General features: G+C 56.7%; 18 protein-coding genes. 13 read left to right on the top strand and 5 right to left on the bottom strand.

The window, feature by feature from the left end; translation table 11 throughout:
• Nucleotides 1-42: 42 nt before the first annotated feature.
• The 5 genes from GQ39_RS25140 to dnaA all read right to left on the bottom strand — a co-directional run bounded on the left by GQ39_RS25140 (nt 43) and on the right by dnaA (nt 8,792).
• Nucleotides 43-2,151, bottom strand: a complete 2,109-nt coding sequence (locus GQ39_RS25140) for an AAA family ATPase (protein ID WP_047535642.1) — start codon at nt 2,149-2,151, stop codon at nt 43-45.
• Nucleotides 2,152-2,584: 433 nt separating this feature from the next.
• Entirely contained in the window at nt 2,585-5,002 is a 2,418-nt protein-coding gene (gene gyrB / locus GQ39_RS25135) for a DNA topoisomerase (ATP-hydrolyzing) subunit B (RefSeq protein ID WP_047535639.1), read from the bottom strand.
• Nucleotides 5,003-5,007: 5 nt separating this feature from the next.
• Nucleotides 5,008-6,111, bottom strand: coding sequence for a DNA replication/repair protein RecF (recF, locus tag GQ39_RS25130; RefSeq protein ID WP_047535636.1), 1,104 nt, complete (start codon nt 6,109-6,111; stop codon nt 5,008-5,010).
• Nucleotides 6,112-6,131: 20 nt separating this feature from the next.
• The gene (gene dnaN, locus GQ39_RS25125; RefSeq protein ID WP_047535626.1) at nt 6,132-7,235 is read right to left on the bottom strand and encodes a DNA polymerase III subunit beta; all 1,104 of its coding nucleotides are present in this window, start codon (nt 7,233-7,235) and stop codon (nt 6,132-6,134) included.
• A gap of 39 nt (nt 7,236-7,274) precedes the next feature.
• The gene (gene dnaA, locus GQ39_RS25120) at nt 7,275-8,792 is read right to left on the bottom strand and encodes a chromosomal replication initiator protein DnaA (protein WP_047535625.1); all 1,518 of its coding nucleotides are present in this window, start codon (nt 8,790-8,792) and stop codon (nt 7,275-7,277) included.
• Nucleotides 8,793-9,359: 567 nt separating this feature from the next.
• Between dnaA and rpmH the strand changes: the two genes are divergently transcribed.
• The 13 genes from rpmH to GQ39_RS25065 all read left to right on the top strand — a co-directional run bounded on the left by rpmH (nt 9,360) and on the right by GQ39_RS25065 (nt 20,433).
• Nucleotides 9,360-9,494, top strand: a complete 135-nt coding sequence (gene rpmH / locus GQ39_RS31900; protein ID WP_003213577.1) for a 50S ribosomal protein L34 — start codon at nt 9,360-9,362, stop codon at nt 9,492-9,494.
• 16 nt (nt 9,495-9,510) lie between these two features.
• Entirely contained in the window at nt 9,511-9,912 is a 402-nt protein-coding gene (gene rnpA / locus GQ39_RS31895) for a ribonuclease P protein component (protein WP_027926203.1), read from the top strand.
• Entirely contained in the window at nt 9,905-10,150 is a 246-nt protein-coding gene (gene yidD / locus GQ39_RS31890) for a membrane protein insertion efficiency factor YidD (protein WP_081997972.1), read from the top strand. Before rnpA ends, yidD begins: the two co-directional genes overlap by 8 nt.
• A gap of 2 nt (nt 10,151-10,152) precedes the next feature.
• On the top strand, nt 10,153-11,832 hold the full coding sequence (gene yidC / locus GQ39_RS25110) for a membrane protein insertase YidC (RefSeq protein ID WP_047535624.1): 1,680 nt from the start codon (nt 10,153-10,155) through the stop codon (nt 11,830-11,832).
• Between the two features lie 79 nt (nt 11,833-11,911).
• The gene (mnmE, locus tag GQ39_RS25105; protein WP_047535623.1) at nt 11,912-13,282 is read left to right on the top strand and encodes a tRNA uridine-5-carboxymethylaminomethyl(34) synthesis GTPase MnmE; all 1,371 of its coding nucleotides are present in this window, start codon (nt 11,912-11,914) and stop codon (nt 13,280-13,282) included.
• 551 nt (nt 13,283-13,833) lie between these two features.
• The gene (gene mnmG, locus GQ39_RS25100) at nt 13,834-15,732 is read left to right on the top strand and encodes a tRNA uridine-5-carboxymethylaminomethyl(34) synthesis enzyme MnmG (RefSeq protein ID WP_047535620.1); all 1,899 of its coding nucleotides are present in this window, start codon (nt 13,834-13,836) and stop codon (nt 15,730-15,732) included.
• Nucleotides 15,729-16,373, top strand: coding sequence for a 16S rRNA (guanine(527)-N(7))-methyltransferase RsmG (gene rsmG / locus GQ39_RS25095; protein ID WP_047535618.1), 645 nt, complete (start codon nt 15,729-15,731; stop codon nt 16,371-16,373). The genes mnmG and rsmG overlap by 4 nt, the downstream gene beginning before the upstream one ends.
• 18 nt (nt 16,374-16,391) lie before the next feature.
• On the top strand, nt 16,392-17,189 hold the full coding sequence (locus GQ39_RS25090; RefSeq protein ID WP_047535615.1) for a ParA family protein: 798 nt from the start codon (nt 16,392-16,394) through the stop codon (nt 17,187-17,189).
• Between the two features lie 9 nt (nt 17,190-17,198).
• A complete protein-coding gene (locus GQ39_RS25085) occupies nt 17,199-18,071 on the top strand; it encodes a ParB/RepB/Spo0J family partition protein (protein ID WP_047535612.1) in 873 nt (290 codons plus the stop codon).
• Between the two features lie 148 nt (nt 18,072-18,219).
• A complete protein-coding gene (locus GQ39_RS25080) occupies nt 18,220-18,627 on the top strand; it encodes a F0F1 ATP synthase subunit I (protein WP_047535609.1) in 408 nt (135 codons plus the stop codon).
• Between the two features lie 16 nt (nt 18,628-18,643).
• A complete protein-coding gene (gene atpB, locus GQ39_RS25075; protein WP_047535606.1) occupies nt 18,644-19,513 on the top strand; it encodes a F0F1 ATP synthase subunit A in 870 nt (289 codons plus the stop codon).
• Nucleotides 19,514-19,646: 133 nt separating this feature from the next.
• A complete protein-coding gene (atpE, locus tag GQ39_RS25070) occupies nt 19,647-19,904 on the top strand; it encodes a F0F1 ATP synthase subunit C (RefSeq protein WP_003097235.1) in 258 nt (85 codons plus the stop codon).
• Between the two features lie 58 nt (nt 19,905-19,962).
• Entirely contained in the window at nt 19,963-20,433 is a 471-nt protein-coding gene (locus GQ39_RS25065; protein WP_047535495.1) for a F0F1 ATP synthase subunit B, read from the top strand.
• Nucleotides 20,434-20,439 lie beyond the last annotated feature (6 nt).

The following is a 20,439-nucleotide window of genomic DNA, read 5'->3' as shown; positions in this document are numbered from 1 at the left end:
CATTCAACCTTTTCCCAGTGGCAGGAGACCGGGTAGAAACAGCTAATTCACGAAACCGATAGGGCGCTGCACGGGCATCTTGAGGCGGCTTTCCGCAAGCAGGGCTTGAGCAACCTCTTCTGCGCTGGCAAATGGCTTGAAGCGCGCGCGCCGAGCAATCACGGCGAAATCACCTGGAGTCAAATTAGCCTCCCTCGAGAGCCGCAAACCGCTGGCTTTGGCAGGATCCTTGAGTTTTAGGGTTTGTAGATGTGCATTGAACAGCGTCTGGATCTGAAGGGGTTTCAGAAAGCCAAAATGAATCTTTAAATCGAATCGGCGCAACGAGGCTTCGTCGAGGTCGCACATCAGATTGGTCGAGGCGATGAACAGCCCTCGATAGCTCTCCATCTGCGTGAGCATTTCATTGACGGCCGTGACTTCCCAGCTCTGTGTGGCTTTTTTTCGATCCTGTAGGAAGCTGTCGACTTCGTCGAGCAGCAATACCGCTTGTTCCTCACTGGCCTTCTCAAAGGCCCTGGCCAGGTTCTGCTCTGTCGTGCCCACATAAGGTGAAACAAGATCGGACACGCGCTTCACCATCAGCGGTTTCTCCAGCTCTTGGGCAATCCAGTGGCCAAAGGCCGTCTTGCCTGTCCCTGGAGGGCCATAGAAGCAAAGGCGCGCCACCGGGTGCTTGCGTAGGCCGTCAATCAATCCGTCGACGGGAAAATCCGCATTGATCAGACTCGGGGAGTAGTAGCTCGGCAGCTGCTGCACATGGTGACGGCCCAGTTGCTCGAAGCCCTGGGCTTTTAGCGTCGCATCAACCAGGCACTCGACCGTGGCATCCAGGCGCTTTCCCGCGCGTGGGTGCAGGCTACGTGCGATGCGAGCCGCCCGGGCGATTACGGCGGGGGTCATCTCCTCATGCTCCGCCAGTTTATCCACCAGTACCTCGCTCAGACGGTCGCCCCCGCACTCTCGGACAATCTGTTCCCGTTGACTCTTGGGTGGGTTTGGCAGTTCGATCACCACGTCAAAGCGGCGGATATAGGCGTTGTCCAAGCACTCAATGTCGTTGCTCAGCCAGAAGCAGGGCAGGCTGTTCTCTTCCAGCATGCGATTAATCCAGCCTTTCTGGGTTTTGCTCTTGCCAGAAAAAGGCAATGGCGAGGTGCCAAAGATGTCCTCAATTTCATCTAGCAGTAATAGGGTCTTCTGCGACTGCAATGCACTCATTGCCGAACGCAGGGCGCACAGACGCTGATGGGCGCTGACTGGGTCGCCGTCGCTGTCGGTACAGGCGATCTCATAGAGCGAAGCCCCTAGCAGGCGGGCAAGCAGGCGACTCAGTTGGGTCTTGCCGGTGCCGGGCGGACCGTACAACAGAATGTTCACGCCACGGCGGCCTTCGGCTAAGGCTTTTTTCAGGTAGGTGGTGGCAATTTCAAGGGAGCGTCCCAGATGCTGGTAGTCCTTCTCGCTCAAATGGCCGAGCGGGCTGAGACGGAAGGCGTACTTGAACAGTTCAATGGGTTGCCCATGGCCGAAGCGCAACTGCTGGAGAAAGTCAGAGCTTTCAATCACCAAGCGGCTGCTCAGGGTGCTCACGGTGCAAGATCGCGCATTGACCTCAATCAGTCCGGCACGAGCTAACCGCCCCTCATTGGCCAGGTAGGGAAGAAGATCCTCTTGAGGGATGTCGATAAGTGTGGACAGTACCCTCATTGTTCGGTTGAAACCGAGCGCGCCGAGTTGGTCTGAGGCATCGTTGAGGCAGGGATCGGTATGCAGCAGTACGCAGAAAGCCAGAATGCGCTGCTCGACGGCATCCAACCCGATCAACTGGCCGAGCGCCTGTACATTCGCCTGCAGCCTGTCCGGGTAACCTACTATGGGGAACGCCAGGTCGAAGGCCAGGCGCTCGCGCTTGAGTCGGCGCAAGGCCAGCGCCGGGCTGAAATCGTCTGCATCGACCAACTCTTGCAGGCCAAGCTCTGCAGCGATTTCATCGTCGTTGAAATGATGTCGCTGAATGAAGTTTCGGTGTCCGCCGAGATCGAGCATCAGCATGAACACCCATTTCAGTGACAGCGCACACGTATCGGAGGAGTGTGGCCCTGATGCGCGGAGGGTGGTAGAACTGGCCGAACGACGACGTATGGACATGAGGCATTTCCTGTACCGAATGTAGCGTCATTCTGGCGCAGGAGCGCGTCATCTTATGTCGCAACCATATGGAAGCAGCCTCTAATCCCGTCTAGCGATAGCTGGAGATCAGGTCGCTTCGTTGCATAGGTAGGTGTAGATCAGCGCCTCGAAGTAGACGCCTTTCTCGCGCTCAGCAACGGATGCAGAGCGGTAGGTGTTGAGCAGGGCTGCAAGGGCGGACAAAGAATTCCATTTGAATAATGGTAGGCGCACCACGAGCGCCAAATCGCAGCAGTTTACCAACTCAAATAGAGGAGGGTAGCCAAAAGAAAACCCCGATAGACCAGCAGGTCTATCGGGGTTTTCTGTTCTAACTTGACGTCAGGGACTTTGGCCAAGTCGCTTAACGTCGACCGAAGCAGCAATTAACTTTGACCACCTACAATCTGGATCAGAAGTCCAGGTTGGAAACCGCCAAGGCGTTGCTTTCGATGAAGTCACGGCGAGGTTCGACCGCATCACCCATCAGAGTGTTGAAGATCTGATCTGCACCAATGGCGTCTTCGATGGTGACTTTGAGCATACGGCGCGAACTTGGGTCCATAGTGGTTTCCCACAGCTGATCCGGGTTCATCTCGCCCAACCCTTTGTATCGCTGGATGGTGTGGCGCTTGGTACTTTCAGCCATCAGCCACTCAAGGGCTTCCTTGAACTCGGTGACCTGCTTCTTGCGCTCACCACGCTGGATGTACGCGCCATCGTCCAGCAAGGTGCTCAGTTGGGCGCCCAGGGAAACGACGGTTTTGTAGTCATTGCTGCCGAAGAAGTCGCGGTTGAAGGTGACGTAGTTCGACAGGCCGTGGGAGATCAACTCGACCTCTGGCAGCCAGACGTTACGCTCACGGTCTTCACGCAGGCTGGCCTTGTAGACCAGGCCGGACTTCTCGACGGTGCGCAAACGCACCTCGTACTGAGCCAGCCAATCCTGCATCGCTGCGTGATCGGAGAGCTGCTCCAGGCTGACGGCCGGCAGGTAGATGAAGTGCTCGGTCAGTTCCTGTGGGTACAGGCGCGAAAGACGCTTGAGGGTCTTCATCACCAGGCGGAAGTCATTCACCAGACGCTCGAGGGCTTCGCCGGAGATACCCGGTGCTTCCTCGTTCAAGTGCAGGCTCGCATCCTCCAGGGCCGACTGCGTCATGTACTCTTCCATGGCGTCGTCGTCTTTGATGTATTGCTCTTGCTTGCCTTTCTTGACCTTGTACAACGGCGGCTGAGCGATGTAGATGTAGCCACGCTCAATCAGCTCCGGCAACTGACGGAAGAAGAAGGTCAGCAGCAAGGTACGGATGTGCGAACCGTCGACGTCAGCATCGGTCATGATGATGATGTTGTGATAGCGCAGCTTTTCGATGTTGTACTCGTCGCGACCGATGCCGCAACCCAGCGCAGTGATCAAGGTGCCCACTTCCTGGGAAGAGATCATCTTGTCGAAACGCGCCTTCTCGACGTTCAGGATCTTGCCCTTGAGGGGCAGAATGGCCTGTGTCTTGCGGTTACGACCCTGCTTGGCGGAGCCGCCAGCAGAGTCACCTTCCACGAGGTACAGTTCAGACAGGGCAGGGTCTTTTTCCTGGCAGTCAGCCAGTTTGCCCGGCAGGCCGGCGATATCCAGCGCGCCTTTACGACGGGTCATCTCACGAGCCTTGCGCGCCGCTTCACGGGCACGGGCGGCGTCGATCATCTTGCCGACCACGAGCTTGGCTTCGTTCGGGTTTTCCAGCAGGAAGTCGGAGAAGTACTTGCCCATTTCCTGTTCGACCGCGGTCTTCACTTCGGAAGACACCAGCTTGTCTTTGGTCTGGGAGCTGAACTTCGGATCCGGCACCTTCACCGAAATGATCGCGGTCAGGCCTTCACGGGCATCGTCGCCAGTGGTGGCAACTTTATGCTTCTTCGCGAGGCCTTCGGCTTCAATGTAGGTGTTCAGGTTACGCGTCAGAGCGGAACGGAAACCCACCAGGTGAGTACCGCCATCGCGCTGTGGAATGTTGTTGGTGAAGCACAACAGGTTCTCGTTGAAGCTGTCGTTCCACTGCAGGGCGATTTCCACGCCGATGCCGTCTTCACGCTGGATGTTGAAGTGGAACACCTGGTTGACCGGAGTCTTGTTGGTGTTCAGGTATTCAACGAACGCACGCAGACCGCCTTCGTACTTGAACAGCTCTTCCTTGCCGCTACGCTCGTCCTTGAGGACGATGCCAACACCAGAGTTGAGGAAGGACAGTTCACGAATCCGCTTGGCCAGGATGTCCCAGCTGAAGTGGATGTTCTTGAAGGTTTCGCTGGAAGCCTTGAAGTGGATCTGAGTACCGGTGCTTTCACTGTCACCGACAATCTTCATCGGTTCTTGCGGAACACCATGAACGTAAGTCTGTTCCCAGATCTTGCCGCTGCGGCGTACGGTCAGGACCAGCTGTTCGGACAATGCGTTCACAACCGACACACCCACACCGTGCAGACCGCCGGATACCTTGTAGGAGTTGTCGTCGAACTTACCGCCGGCGTGCAGTACGGTCATGATGACCTCGGCTGCCGAAACGCCTTCTTCTTTGTGCACGTCTACCGGGATGCCACGGCCGTTGTCGCGAACGGTGATGGATTCATCCGGGTGGATGATGATGCTGATGTCGTCGCAGTGGCCGGCCAGCGCTTCGTCGATCGAGTTATCGACCACCTCGAACACCATGTGGTGCAGACCACTGCCATCGTCGGTGTCACCAATGTACATACCGGGACGTTTGCGTACGGCATCCAGGCCTTTCAGCACTTTAATGCTCGTTGAGTCGTACGTATTTTCTTCGCTCAATGCCTTCACTCCCGATGGTCGTGGGTCTGGGTGATACGGCCCTGTTCCACGTGGAACAGAGCGACTGGCGTTTCCGTCTGCCAGCCTTCCCTCAATAATTCGTGATCTACACAGGTGATAAACACCTGGCAGCGTAAGTCTTCCAGCAAGCGGCAAAGCGCGCGGCGGTGCTGCTCGTCCAGCTCGGACGGCAAGTCATCCACCAGATAAATACACTGACCGCGACGGGCCTGGCTGACCAGGTGCCCCTGGGCAATCCGCAATGCACAGACCACCAACTTCTGCTGGCCGCGGGACAATATATCCGCGGCATTATGAGCGCCCAATCTGAGGCGCAAATCAGCGCGTTGTGGTCCGGCCTGGGTATGCCCTATTTGCTGATCCCGCTGAAGGGATCCGGCGAGCACAGCGCTCAACTCACGGTCCTTGTCCCAACCCCGGTAATAGCTGAGCGTTAAGCCCTCGAGCTCAACCAGTTCGCTCAAGGTCTGTTCAAAGACTGGTTTCAAGGCTTTGATGTAAGCGCGGCGGTATTCATCAATTTCAGCGCTGGCCTGGCACAGCTCCCTGTCCCAAACCGCTTGCGAAACGGCGTCAAGTGTACCATGCCGCAGCCAAGAGTTTCTCTGGCGCAGGGCCTTCTGCAAGCGCTGCCAGGTGGACATGAAACGGGGTTCCACGTGGAACACGCCCCAGTCGAGAAACTGTCGACGAATCTTCGGCGCGCCTTCCAGCAAGCGGAAACTGTCGGGGTTGATCAATTGCAATGGCAGGATTTCCGCGAGCTGAGCTGCGCTACGAGCGTTCTGCCCATCGATGCGGATCTGAAACTCCCCTTGGCGGTCGCGCGAAATGCCCAACGCACTATGCCCACCCTCGGCCAGCTCGACCTGCCCGAACACTGTGCACGCCAATTGCTCATACTGAATGACCGGTAAGAGGCGGGTGCTGCGAAACGAACGGGCAAGCCCCAGCAGGTGTATGGCTTCCAGAACACTGGTTTTGCCGCTGCCGTTGGCGCCGTAAAGAATATTGATTCGGGGGGAGGGGGAGAAGGTCACCGGGTGCAGATTGCGCACCGCGGTGACCGAGACGCGACTTAAGGACATCTAGCTTCTGCTGAGCATGATTACAGACGCATCGGCATGACAACGTAGGCCGAATCGTCGTTGTCGGACTCTTGCACCAGCGCACTGCTGTTGGAGTCGGACAGGATCAGACGAACCTGCTCGGTAGTCATTACGCCCAGCACATCGAGCAAGTAGCTGACGTTAAAGCCGATCTCGAGGGAGCCACCGTTATATTCAACGCCGACTTCTTCTTCCGCCTCTTCCTGTTCCGGGTTGTTAGCTTGGATCTTCAACTGACCATTCGCCAGTTGCAGGCGGATACCGCGGTACTTCTCGTTGGACAGAATCGCGGTGCGGCTGAACGCTTCGCGGAGCGCCTGGCGGTCACCGAGTACCAGCTTGTCGCCGCCTTTGGGTAGAACGCGTTCGTAATCCGGGAATTTACCGTCGACCAGTTTCGAGGTGAAGGTGAACTCGCCGGTGGTGGCGCGAATGTGGTGCTGACCCAGGACAATGCTGACGATGCCGTCCGGTTCGGTCAGCAGTCGGGCCAGTTCAAGGATACCTTTGCGCGGCACGATGACCTGATGGCGATCCGGCTGACCGATGTCGGCCTGCATCGAGCACATGGCCAGACGGTGCCCGTCGGTGGCGACAGCGCGAATGACACCGGCAGAGACTTCCAGCAGCATACCGTTGAGATAGTAACGCACGTCCTGCTGGGCCATGGCGAAACTGGTGCGCTCGATGAGGCGGCGCAGTTTGCTTTGCTCCAGGCTGCAGGTCAGCGAACCCGGACCTTCTTCGACCGTCGGGAAATCGTTGGCCGGCAGGGTCGACAGGGTGAAGCGGCTACGACCGGCCTTTACCACCAGCTTCTGCTCGTCGAGCTTGATGTCGATCAGCGCGTCGTTCGGCAGGCTTTTGCAGATATCCATCAGTTTGCGCGCAGGCACGGTGATGGAACCTGGTTCGGCAGGCTCTTCGAGTTGAACACGACCGACCAGCTCGACTTCCAGGTCGGTACCGGTCAGCGACAGTTGCTGGCCTTCGACAACCAGCAGCACGTTGGAGAGCACCGGCAAGGTCTGGCGGCGCTCGACGACGCCTGCGACCAGTTGCAGGGGTTTCAACAGGGCTTCGCGTTGAATGGTGAAATGCATGGTCTAGTCCCTTGCCTTAATAAGCTGCGCTGGTGTTCATCAAGTGGTCAGTGTACGCAGCAGGTTCTTGTAGTCCTCGCGGATGTCCGCGTCGGATTCCTTAAGTTCGTTGATCTTGCGGCAGGCGTGCAAAACCGTCGTGTGATCGCGACCGCCAAACACATCGCCAATTTCCGGCAAGCTGTGGTTGGTCAGTTCCTTGGACAACGCCATGGCGACCTGGCGTGGACGGGCGACCGAACGCGAACGGCGTTTGGACAGCAAGTCGGAGATCTTGATCTTGTAGTACTCGGCGACCGTGCGCTGAATGTTATCCACAGAGACCAGTTTATCTTGCAGCGCCAACAAGTCCTTGAGGGATTCGCGTATCAACTCGATGGTGATGTCGCGGCCCATGAAGTGAGAGTGGGCAATCACGCGTTTGAGTGCGCCTTCCAGTTCCCGAACGTTGGAGCGAATGCGCTGGGCAATGAAGAACGCCGCATCGTGGGGCAGTTCGACTTTGGCCTGGTCGGCCTTCTTCATCAGGATCGCCACACGGGTTTCCAGCTCCGGCGGCTCGACGGCTACCGTCAGGCCCCAGCCGAAGCGGGATTTGAGGCGCTCTTCAAGGCCTTCAATTTCTTTAGGGTAGCGGTCACTGGTGAGAATGACCTGCTGACCACCTTCAAGCAGAGCGTTGAAGGTGTGGAAAAACTCTTCCTGGGAACGTTCCTTGCGGGCGAAGAACTGAATGTCGTCGATCAGCAATGCATCCACCGACCGGTAGAAGCGCTTGAACTCGTTGATCGCGTTCAGTTGCAGGGCCTTGACCATGTCAGCCACGAAGCGCTCGGAATGCAGGTACACAACCTTGGCGTTCGGGTTCTTCTTTAATAGATGGTTACCCACAGCGTGCATCAAGTGGGTTTTACCCAAACCGACACCGCCATAAAGGAAGAGCGGGTTGTAACCATGCTTGGGGTTGTCCGCCACTTGCCAGGCCGCGGCCCGGGCCAGTTGGTTGGACTTGCCCTCAACGAAGTTTTCGAAGGTGAAGGTACGGTTCAGGTAGCTGGTGTGCTTGAGCGCGCCTTCGACCTGCACGGTGCGTTGTTCGGAACGAACCGGTGCCTGCTGGGAGCTGGCGCCCGCCATCGGATCGAAGCTGTCGCGCGAAGGCTCTTCTTCAGTAACTTCGGCGACTTTTTGCGTCGCACGCTTGGTCGGTGCCAACGCCGGCGGTGGAGTGCTGACCGGTGCAGCCGCAGCCTGAGCCTGGGATGCTGCAGCCGCCAGCGGAGCATTCGGCGCGGCACGCGGTGCCGAGCTGCGTTTGCTGCCTATTAATAAGGAAAGCGCTGGCGCCATGCCATTGCCATGCTCGTCCAGCAACTCCAGGACGCGGCCCAGGTATTTTTCGTTGACCCAGTCCAGCACAAAACGATTGGGCGCATAGACACGCAACTCGTCGCCTTCGGCTTCGACCTGTAGTGGACGGATCCAAGTGTTGAATTGTTGGGCAGGCAGCTCATCGCGCAATAGCTCCACGCACTGCTGCCAAAGTTCCACTGACACGGATATCCCCTAAGTTGAAAGCCGGTGAGGCAAAAACAAGCGGCCATTGTAGCGACCAGACGCTGACTTATCCACATGAAGCTTGATCACCGGCCAAGAAGAATCAACGCTTTATACGCAAAAAAGACGACCAATGGTCTGTGCATAAGGTCTGTGGATAACCGGGTCTGAGCTCATTGCACAACTGGGGGGGAAACTCGGTGGATAACCTGCCTGTGGATAAGACGCCCTTTCGCACACAGGTTATCCGACAGTGCAGCACAGGCTGAACACGGTTTTCCACTGTAGTTGTCATTCTCTGTACATCAGGTGTTAAAAGGGCTGAAGCCAGTTATCCACAGATGACCGTGGCCCTAGCTTTTATAAGCTTTACAGAAAAGCTTTAAATACTTTCCTTCTTTAATTTTATGTTTGGCTAAGGGCGGTTGCACCGCAAAACGTCCAGAGATCTATTTATAAGGAAACGTTGGTTGGAAATTGACCTAGAGGCTTGCTTTCTCTAGAATCCCCGGTCTCTTAAAACGGGGGCCATTCCGGCCCGTTGTGGACGAACCAGGTAACACGACAATGAAACGTACTTTCCAACCAAGCACTATCAAACGCGCTCGTACCCACGGTTTCCGTGCTCGCATGGCTACCAAGAACGGTCGTGCCGTCCTGTCGCGTCGTCGCGCCAAAGGTCGTGCGCGTCTGGCCGTTTGATAATCCGGCACTGGAGGTGAGTCAGGACTTCAGTCGGGAAAAGCGTCTGCTTACTCCCCGGCATTTCAAGGCAGTCTTTGACTCCCCTACCGGCAAGGTTCCGGGGAAAAATCTCCTGCTCCTTGCGCGCAACAACGATCTTGATCACCCCCGTCTCGGGCTGGTTATCGGGAAAAAGAGCGTAAAGCTCTCCGTCGAGCGCAATCGCCTCAAACGTCTGATGCGCGAATCGTTTCGCCTGCACCAGGATTCACTGGTCGGTTGGGACATTGTTATCGTCGCGCGCAAAGGTTTGGGTGACGTAGAAAACCCCGAATTGATTCAGCATTTCGGAAAGCTCTGGAAACGACTGGCACGCAGCACGCCGGTACCAGCAGTCAAAACCGAAACTGTAGGGGTAGACAGTCCAGATGCGTAAACTGGCACTCGTTCCGATCCAGTTTTATCGCTATGCCATTAGTCCCCTGATGGCCAATCACTGTCGTTTCTACCCCAGTTGTTCCTGCTACGCGTTAGAAGCCATTGAAAATCATGGCCTTCTGCGCGGTGGCTGGCTGACCTTTCGTCGTTTAGGTCGCTGTCATCCGTGGACTCCCGGTGGTTATGACCCGGTTCCACCTATCCCTACCTCCCGTTCTTCTTCGATGGCCGAGTAATCATGGATATCAAACGCACGATCCTGATCGTCGCCCTGGCAATCGTGTCCTACGTTATGGTTCTTAAATGGAACCAGGACTATGGCCAGGCTGCCCTGCCGACTCAGAATGTTGCTTCCAGTACTTCCGCACCGGGCCTCCCGGATACGGCAACTGGCAATAAAGCGTCCGTCAGTGACGACATTCCGCACGCCGCAAACGATACCAGCGCACCTGCCGAAACTCCGGTAGCGGCGAGCACCGACCTCATCCAGATCAAAACGGATGTGCTCGATCTGGCCATCGATCCACAAGGTGGTGATGTCGCCCAACTGAAATTGCCGCTGTATCCACGTCGCCAGGACCATCCGGAAATTCCATTCCAGCTGTTCGATAACGGCAACGAGCGGACTTATCTGGCTCAGAGTGGCTTGATCGGCAGCAACGGCCCGGACGCAAGTCCTGCCGGTCGTCCGGTTTACTCCTCGGAGAAGAAGATCTATCAACTGGCTGACGGTCAGGACCAATTGGTCGTGGACCTGAAGTTCAGCAAGGATGGCGTCAACTACATCAAGCGTTTCACTCTGAAACGCGGCCTGTATGACGTAACCGTTTCCTACCTGATCGACAACGAGAGCTCTCAGCCTTGGTCCGGTGCAATGTTCGCGCAACTGAAGCGTGATGCCAGCTCAGATCCGTCGTCCAGCACCGCCACCGGCACTGCGACTTACCTGGGCGCCGCCCTGTGGACAAGTTCCGAGCCGTACAAGAAAGTGTCCATGAAGGACATGGACAAAGGGCAACTCAAAGAAAACGTGACCGGCGGTTGGGTAGCCTGGCTGCAACACTACTTTGTGACTGCCTGGATTCCGGCCAAGGGCGAAAACAACGTCGTCCAGACCCGTAAAGACAGCAAAGGCAACTACATCATTGGTTTCACCGGTCCGTCCTTGACCGTTGCGCCAGGTGCCAAGGCTGAAACCAGCGCTGTTCTGTACGCCGGTCCGAAAAGCCAGGCTGTGCTGAAACAGTTGTCCCCAGGTCTGGAACTGACCGTTGACTACGGCATCCTGTGGTTCATCGCTCAACCGATCTTCTGGCTGCTGCAACATATCCACGCCATTGTGGGTAACTGGGGCTGGTCGATCATCTTCCTGACCATGCTGATCAAAGGGATTTTCTTCCCGTTGTCGGCCGCCAGCTACAAATCCATGGCTCGTATGCGTGCAGTGGCTCCGAAACTGGCCGCGCTGAAGGAACAACATGGCGACGACCGGCAGAAAATGTCGCAAGCCATGATGGAGCTGTACAAAAAAGAGAAGATCAATCCGCTGGGTGGTTGCTTGCCAATCCTCGTGCAGATGCCGGTTTTCCTTTCCCTGTACTGGGTTCTGCTGGAAAGCGTTGAAATGCGCCAAGCGCCGTTCATGCTGTGGATTACTGACCTGTCGATCAAGGACCCGTTCTTCATTCTGCCGATCATCATGGGTGCAACCATGTTCATCCAGCAGCAGTTGAACCCGACTCCTCCGGATCCGATGCAGGCCAAAGTGATGAAGCTGATGCCAATCATCTTCACCTTCTTCTTCCTGTGGTTCCCGGCTGGTCTGGTGCTGTACTGGGTAGTGAACAACTGCCTGTCCATCGCCCAACAGTGGTACATCACTCGTAAGATCGAAGCAGCTACCAAAGCGGCTGCCTGACTTACACTGTGGATAACCACTCAAGACGCCCCCTAGTGGGGCGTTTTGCTATCTGTCACTTTTGTCTGGATACCGGTTTATGAGCGCTCCTCGTGAAACCATCGCCGCCGTCGCCACCGCCCAAGGTCGCGGAGGCGTTGGCATCGTCCGCATTTCCGGGCCGTTGGCCGACGCTGCGGCCAAGGCCTTCAGTGGTCGTGAGCTCAAGCCAAGATTTGCTCATTACGGGCCGTTCCTCGGCGCCAATGACGAGGTGCTGGATCAAGGCATCGCGCTGTATTTCCCGGGACCCAACTCGTTCACTGGCGAAGATGTCCTGGAACTGCAGGGACATGGCGGCCCTATTGTTCTGGATATGCTGCTCAAGCGCTGCCTGGAGATGGGCTGTCGCCTCGCGCGGCCGGGTGAATTCAGTGAGCGCGCTTTCCTGAACGACAAACTCGACCTGGCCCAGGCCGAAGCCATTGCTGACTTGATCGAAGCCAGTTCGGCTCAGGCGGCGCGAAATGCTCTGCGTTCCCTGCAGGGTGCGTTTTCGGCACGTGTACATCACCTCACCGAACAACTGATCGGCTTGCGGATTTATGTCGAAGCCGCGATCGACTTCCCGGAAGAGGAAATCGACTTTCTAGCCGATGGCCACGTGCTAAGCATGCTCGACAAAGTTCGTGACGAGTTATCCACCGTGATGCGCGAAGCCGGGCAGGGCGCATTGTTGCGTGACGGCATGACGGTCGTGATTGCCGGTCGACCGAATGCCGGTAAATCCAGCCTGCTCAATGCCCTGGCTGGTCGTGAAGCGGCAATCGTCACCGAGATTGCCGGCACTACTCGTGACGTCCTGCGCGAACATATCCACATCGATGGCATGCCCCTGCATGTAGTCGACACCGCGGGACTGCGTGACACCGACGATCATGTGGAAAAGATTGGGGTAGAGCGGGCATTGAAAGCCATTGGCGAGGCTGATCGCGTGCTTCTGGTCGTCGATGCAACGGCCCCGGAGGCTATTGATCCCTTTGCATTGTGGCCGGAATTCCTCGAGACCCGCCCCGATCCGGCCAAGGTCACGCTGATCCGCAACAAGGCTGATCTCACGGGTGAAGCGATCGCCCTGGATATCAGTGACGATGGCCATGTCACCATCAGTTTGAGCGCCAAGTCCGCCGGCGCAGGACTGGAGCTGCTGCGTGATCACCTCAAAGCCTGCATGGGTTACGAACAGACTTCGGAAAGCAGCTTCAGCGCACGCCGGCGACATCTCGAGGCATTGCGACATGCCAGTGCTTCCCTCGAGCACGGTCGCGCTCAACTGACATTGGCGGGCGCTGGGGAATTGCTCGCCGAAGATTTGCGCCTGGCTCAGCAATTTTTGGGCGAAATCACTGGCGCCTTCAGCTCCGATGACTTGTTAGGCCGGATCTTCTCCAGCTTCTGCATCGGCAAATAGCCACCTCGTTGTCCACAGACAGGCCATTCGTGCCTGTCTGTTCTCTCCCTTTTTCACACCAGCCTGCTATGCCGAGCGGAATTCTTTCTGCTCAGGCGGATTTTCTGCGCCCTGGATTCCTTCAATCCGCAGTTTTCTGTGGATTAAGCCCTGTGAATAACCACCGCTAAGGGCAGTTGATAACAGGGCCTCAAAACTGAAGATAACCGCCCCTGTGGATAACCACCACTTTAATCCACAGGCTTACACCGGTTATCCAAGGGCCTCCTTGGCACATGACCACAGGGTTTTGAATCTCTGTACACATTGGAAATAAAGGCCTGTATCAATCTATCCACAGAAAGGTCGGTCAGTAGAAATAAACATAAAAACAAAGATTTAATAAATTTCTCTCTTTTTAATTTCTATAACTCCGACTTCTCCACAGCTGGTTAAATTTTGTGCAAAGGGTTCTTTAGGAAGGGCGAAGTCCCTATACTTGTCGACCAGGTCCGAAAACCTGAGCTCAAACTATTCCTGAATTACCTACTTAAGCAGGCACGAGGTGCGTGGTGGATTTCCCTTCCCGTTTTGAAGTGATCGTCATCGGCGGCGGTCATGCCGGTACCGAGGCAGCACTGGCCTCAGCACGTATGGGGGTCAAAACCCTGTTGCTGACGCATAACGTGGAAACCCTCGGTGCCATGAGTTGCAACCCGGCCATTGGCGGGATTGGCAAAAGCCATCTGGTCAAGGAAATCGACGCCCTCGGCGGCGCGATGGCCATGGCTACCGATAAAGGCGGCATCCAGTTTCGCGTGTTGAACAGCCGCAAAGGCCCGGCGGTGCGTGCAACCCGCGCTCAGGCGGATCGGGTTCTGTACAAGGCGGCAGTGCGCGAAATCCTGGAAAACCAGCCGAACCTGTGGATATTTCAACAGGCTGCGGACGATCTGATCGTCGAGCAGGAGCAAGTGCGCGGTGTTGTCACGCAAATGGGTCTGCGTTTCCTCGCCGATTCCGTGGTGTTGACCACCGGTACCTTCCTCGGTGGACTTATCCACATCGGTTTGCAAAATTTTTCCGGCGGTCGAGCCGGTGATCCGCCGTCGATCGCCCTGGCTCAACGCCTGCGTGAGTTGCCGCTGCGTGTCGGTCGCCTGAAAACCGGAACGCCGCCGCGTATCGACGCCAGGTCTGTGGATTTCTCGGTGATGACCGAGCAGGCCGGCGATACGCCGATTCCAGTGATGTCGTTCATGGGCTCCAAAGAGCAGCACCCACAACAGGTCAGCTGCTGGATTACCCACACCAACGCGCGCACCCACGAAATCATCGCTGCGAACCTCGACCGTTCGCCGATGTATTCCGCTGCGGGTGAAATCGAAGGCATCGGCCCGCGTTACTGCCCGTCGATCGAAGACAAGATCCATCGTTTTGCCGACAAGCAAAGCCATCAGGTCTTCATCGAACCAGAAGGCTTGACCACCAACGAGCTGTACCCGAACGGGATATCCACAAGCTTGCCGTTCGACGTGCAGTTGCAGATCGTGCAATCGATTCGTGGCATGGAAAACGCGCATATCGTGCGTCCGGGCTACGCCATCGAGTACGACTACTTCGATCCTCGGGACCTGAAATACAGCCTGGAAACCAAGGTGATCGGCGGTCTGTTCTTTGCTGGACAGATCAATGGCACCACCGGTTACGAAGAGGCCGGCGCCCAGGGTTTGCTGGCCGGTACCAACGCAGCACTGCGTGCGCAGGGCAAAGATGCCTGGTGCCCGCGTCGCGATGAGGCCTACATTGGCGTTTTGGTCGACGACCTGATTACCCTCGGTACTCAAGAACCGTATCGGATGTTCACTTCTCGTGCCGAATACCGTCTGATCCTGCGCGAAGACAACGCTGACCTGCGCTTGACCGAAAAAGGTCGCGAACTGGGTCTCGTGGATGACGCGCGCTGGGCAGCATTCTGCAAAAAACGTGAAAGCATCGAGCTGGAAGAGCAGCGTTTGAAAAGTACCTGGGTGCGCCCGGGCACCGAGCAAGGTGATGCGATTGCGGAAAAATTCGGCACTCCGCTGACCCACGAATACAACTTGCTGAACCTCTTGAGCCGTCCGGAAATCGACTACGCTGGTCTGATCGCCGTGACCGGTGGGGGTGCAGAAGATCCACAGGTCGCCGAACAGGTCGAAATCAAGACCAAGTACGCCGGTTACATTGATCGCCAACAGGATGAAATCGCTCGTCTGCGGGCCAGTGAAGACACCAAATTGCCTGTGGATATCGATTACACGAACATTTCCGGTCTCTCCAAAGAGATCCAGAGCAAGCTCGGCGCGACCCGCCCTGAAACCTTGGGTCAGGCCTCGCGTATTCCGGGCGTCACGCCGGCAGCCATTTCGCTGTTGATGATTCATTTGAAAAAACGCGGCGCGGGCCGTCAGTTGGAGCAAAGCGCTTGAGTTCGTTGGTCACCTCGCAACATGCAGAAGAGTTATCCACAGGTGCTCGCCAGCTCGGTGTCGCTCTGACTGAAACCCAGCACGCGCAGCTGCTGGGATATCTGGCCCTGTTGATCAAATGGAACAAGGCTTACAACCTGACCGCCGTGCGCGATCCGGACGAAATGGTGTCCCGGCACTTGCTCGATAGTCTGAGCGTGATGTCGTTCATCGAAAACGGTCGCTGGCTCGACGTGGGCAGTGGCGGCGGTATGCCGGGCATTCCATTGGCGATCCTGTTTCCAGAGTCCCAAGTGACCTGCCTGGACAGCAATGGCAAGAAAACCCGCTTCCTGACCCAGGTCAAACTCGAGCTCAAACTGGATAACCTGCAAGTTATCCACAGTCGAGTCGAAGCCCTCCAGCCTGCACAGCCATTCAACGGGATCATTTCCCGGGCGTTCAGCAGCATGGAGAACTTCACAAACTGGACTCGCCACCTCGGCGACACCGAAACACGTTGGCTGGCAATGAAGGGCGTTCATCCCGCCGATGAGCTGGTAGCATTGCCGGCAGACTTCCACCTCGATAGCGAACACGCCCTGGCCGTACCCGGTTGCCAAGGCCAACGCCATCTGCTGATACTGCGCCGCACGGCATGATTGGGAACACAAGCAAGAATGGCTAAGGTATTCGCGATAGCGAACCAAAAGGGTGGTGTGGGCAAGACCACCACCTGCATCAACCTCGCAGCATCCCTGGTCGCGACCAAGCGCCGGGTATTGCTGATCGATCTCGATCCACAGGGCAACGCCACCATGGGAAGCGGTGTGGATAAACACGGTCTGGAAAACTCGGTCTACGACCTGTTGATCGGTGAATGCGACCTGGCCCAGGCCATGCATTTCTCCGAACACGGTGGTTACCAGTTGTTGCCGGCCAACCGCGACCTTACCGCCGCCGAAGTGGTTCTGCTGGAAATGCAGATGAAGGAAAGCCGCCTGCGCAGTGCGTTGGCGCCGATCCGCGAAAACTACGATTACATCTTGATCGACTGCCCGCCGTCGCTGTCGATGCTGACGCTGAACGCACTTGTCGCGGCCGATGGGGTCATTATCCCCATGCAGTGCGAGTACTTCGCGCTGGAAGGGTTGAGCGACCTTGTGGATAACATCAAGCGTATCGCCGAGTTGCTGAACCCCGATCTCAAGGTCGAAGGACTGCTGCGCACGATGTACGACCCGCGCCTGAGCCTGATGAACGATGTATCGGCGCAGCTCAAGGAACACTTCGGTGATCAGCTTTACGAGACCGTCATTCCACGCAATATCCGTCTGGCCGAAGCCCCAAGCTACGGCATGCCGGCGCTGGCGTATGACAAATCATCGCGTGGCGCCGTTGCCTACCTGGCTCTGGCGGGCGAAATGGTTCGTCGTCAACGCAAAAACTCACGCATCGCCGCTGCCCAGCCAACTTAAGGAATCCCCATGGCCGTCAAGAAACGAGGTCTCGGACGTGGACTGGATGCACTGCTGAGTGGTCCGACTGTCAGCGCGCTGGAAGAACAAGCGATACAAGCCGATCAACGCGAGCTGCAACATCTGCCGCTGGATCTGCTCCAGCGTGGCAAATATCAGCCTCGCCGCGACATGGATGCACAGGCGCTCGAAGAGCTGGCGCAGTCGATCAAGGCCCAGGGCGTCATGCAACCGATCGTGGTGCGCCCGATCGGGGGGGGGCGCTTCGAAATCATCGCCGGTGAACGCCGTTGGCGCGCCAGCCAGCAGGCCGGTCAGGAAACGATCCCGGCAATGGTCCGCGATGTACCGGACGAAACCGCGATCGCCATTGCGCTGATCGAGAACATCCAGCGCGAAGACCTCAATCCGATCGAGGAAGCGGTAGCCCTGCAGCGTTTGCAGCAGGAATTCCAGCTGACCCAGCAACAAGTGGCCGAAGCTGTGGGCAAGTCCCGAGTGACGGTGGCCAATTTGTTGCGCCTGATTTCTTTGCCGGAAGTCATCAAGACGATGTTGTCTCACGGTGATCTGGAAATGGGTCATGCACGCGCTTTGCTCGGTTTGCCGGACAATCAACAGGTTGAAGGGGCGCGACATGTTGTCGCACGCGGGCTGACAGTGCGCCAAACTGAGGCACTGGTTCGCCAGTGGTTGAGTGGTAAACCGGAGCCTGTTGAACCGGTAAAACCGGACCCGGATATCGCTCGTCTGGAGCAGCGTCTGGCCGAGCGCCTAGGCTCTGCGGTGCAGATTCGCCACGGTAAGAAGGGGAAAGGGCAGTTGGTAATTGGCTACAACTCCCTGGATGAGCTACAAGGTGTACTCGCTCATATTCGCTGAAACATTTCCTCATGTAGCGCGCAGTCGGAAATCACTACCTGATAGTTGAATAGGTGCTGAACCGCCCCTATACTCTGCGCGCATTTTGTCGGCACAAATTATGCCAAGTTGTTGCATTTCGGCAGCCGACCATTGGAGAGCAATAGTGATGGAAACCCGCACGCCAAACCGCTTGCCGTTCCATCGTTTGGCAGTTTTTCCGGTGTTAATGGCTCAATTTGTCATTTTGCTCATTGCTGCTTTGGCGCTCTGGCAATGGTATGGAGTCGTTGCCGGGTACTCGGGACTTTGCGGAGGCCTGATAGCCTTGCTGCCCAATGTTTATTTCGCTCACAGGGCATTTCGGTTTTCCGGCGCCCGAGCAGCTCAAGCCATCGTCCGGTCTTTTTATGCCGGCGAGGCGGGCAAACTGATTTTGACGGCAGTGCTCTTTGCATTGACGTTTGCAGGTGTGAAGCCATTGGCGCCGCTAGCTGTATTCGGCGTCTTCGTGTTGACCCAACTGGTCAGCTGGTTCGCGCCCCTGCTGATGAGAACAAGACTTTCGAGACCTTAGGGCGTTTGAGGCAACCATGGCAGAAACAACCGCTTCGGGCTATATCCAGCACCACTTGCAGAACCTGACTTTCGGTCAGCACCCTACCGGCGGCTGGGGCTTTGCCCACACCGCAGCAGAAGCCAAGGAAATGGGCTTCTGGGCTTTCCACGTCGATACTCTCGGCTGGTCGGTCGCACTGGGTCTGATTTTCGTTCTTCTTTTCCGCATGGCGGCCAAGAAGGCGACTTCCGGTCAGCCAGGGGCTTTGCAAAACTTCGTTGAAGTATTGGTCGAATTCGTCGATGGCAGCGTGAAAGACAGCTTCCATGGCCGTAGCCCGGTGATTGCGCCGCTGGCACTGACCATCTTCGTCTGGGTGTTTCTGATGAACGCCGTCGACCTGGTACCGGTCGACTGGATTCCTCAGTTGGCCATCCTGATCACCGGCGATCACCACATCCCGTTCCGCGCCGTGTCGACCACCGACCCGAACGCAACTCTGGGTATGGCGTTCTCGGTTTTCGCACTGATCATTTTCTATAGCATCAAGGTCAAGGGCCTCGGCGGCTTCATCGGCGAGCTGACCCTGCACCCGTTCGGCAGCAAGAACATCTTCGTTCAGGCCCTGCTGATCCCGGTGAACTTCCTGCTGGAGTTCGTGACCCTGATCGCAAAACCGATCTCCCTGGCTCTGCGTCTGTTCGGCAACATGTACGCCGGCGAGCTGGTGTTCATTCTGATCGCCGTGATGTTCGGCAGCGGTCTGCTCTGGCTCAGTGGCCTGGGCGTAGTTCTGCAGTGGGCGTGGGCTGTGTTCCACATTCTGATCATCACCCTGCAGGCGTTCATCTTCATGATGCTGACCATCGTTTACCTGTCGATGGCGCACGAAGAAAACCATTAAGACGAGTCTCGACTAGTCTGATGTCCCTCCCGGTCAAACGGGAGGGTGCTCCTCACGGGGCATCTGAAACGATTTGTTTTACCGCTTTAATCTAAAAAACCTAAACCATACGACGTAAAAGTCGGGAGGAAAGATGGAAACTGTAGTTGGTCTAACCGCTATCGCTGTTGCACTGTTGATCGGCCTGGGCGCACTGGGTACCGCAATTGGTTTCGGCCTGCTGGGCGGCAAGTTCCTGGAAGGCGCAGCGCGTCAGCCAGAAATGGTTCCAATGCTGCAAGTTAAAATGTTCATCGTTGCCGGTCTGCTCGACGCCGTAACCATGATCGGTGTTGGTATCGCTCTGTTCTTCACCTTTGCGAACCCGTTCGTTGGTCAGATCGCTGGCTAATTACTCGGATCTTCCGAGTAATTTGGTGTGATGGACAACGTAACTGCGAGGTGTTGGCGTGAACATTAATGCGACCCTGATTGGCCAGTCCGTTGCGTTCCTGATTTTTGTACTGTTCTGCATGAAGTTCGTATGGCCTCCGGTCATCACGGCACTGCACGAACGTCAAAAGAAGATCGCGGATGGACTGGACGCTGCCAGCCGAGCAGCTCGCGACCTGGAGTTGGCCCAAGAGAAAGCGGGTCAACAACTGCGCGAAGCGAAAGCTCAGGCAGCTGAAATCATCGAGCAAGCCAAGAAGCGCGGTACTCAGATCGTCGACGAAGCCCGTGAACAGGCTCGCGTCGAAGCTGACCGTGTGAAGGCTCAGGCTCAGGCCGAGATCGAACAGGAACTGAATAGCGTCAAAGACGCGCTGCGCGCCCAAGTGGGTAGCCTGGCCGTTGGCGGTGCCGCGAAGATCCTGGGTGCCACAATCGATCAAAACGCGCACGCAGAGCTGGTTAACCAACTGGCTGCTGAAATCTAAGCGAGG

The organism is Pseudomonas sp. 11/12A, assembly GCF_000800055.1.
GTDB classification, from domain to species: Bacteria; Pseudomonadota; Gammaproteobacteria; order Pseudomonadales; family Pseudomonadaceae; genus Aquipseudomonas; species Aquipseudomonas mohnii.
Note: the sequence above shows the minus strand (reverse complement) of the source record. Positions and strands in the feature narration are given on the sequence as shown.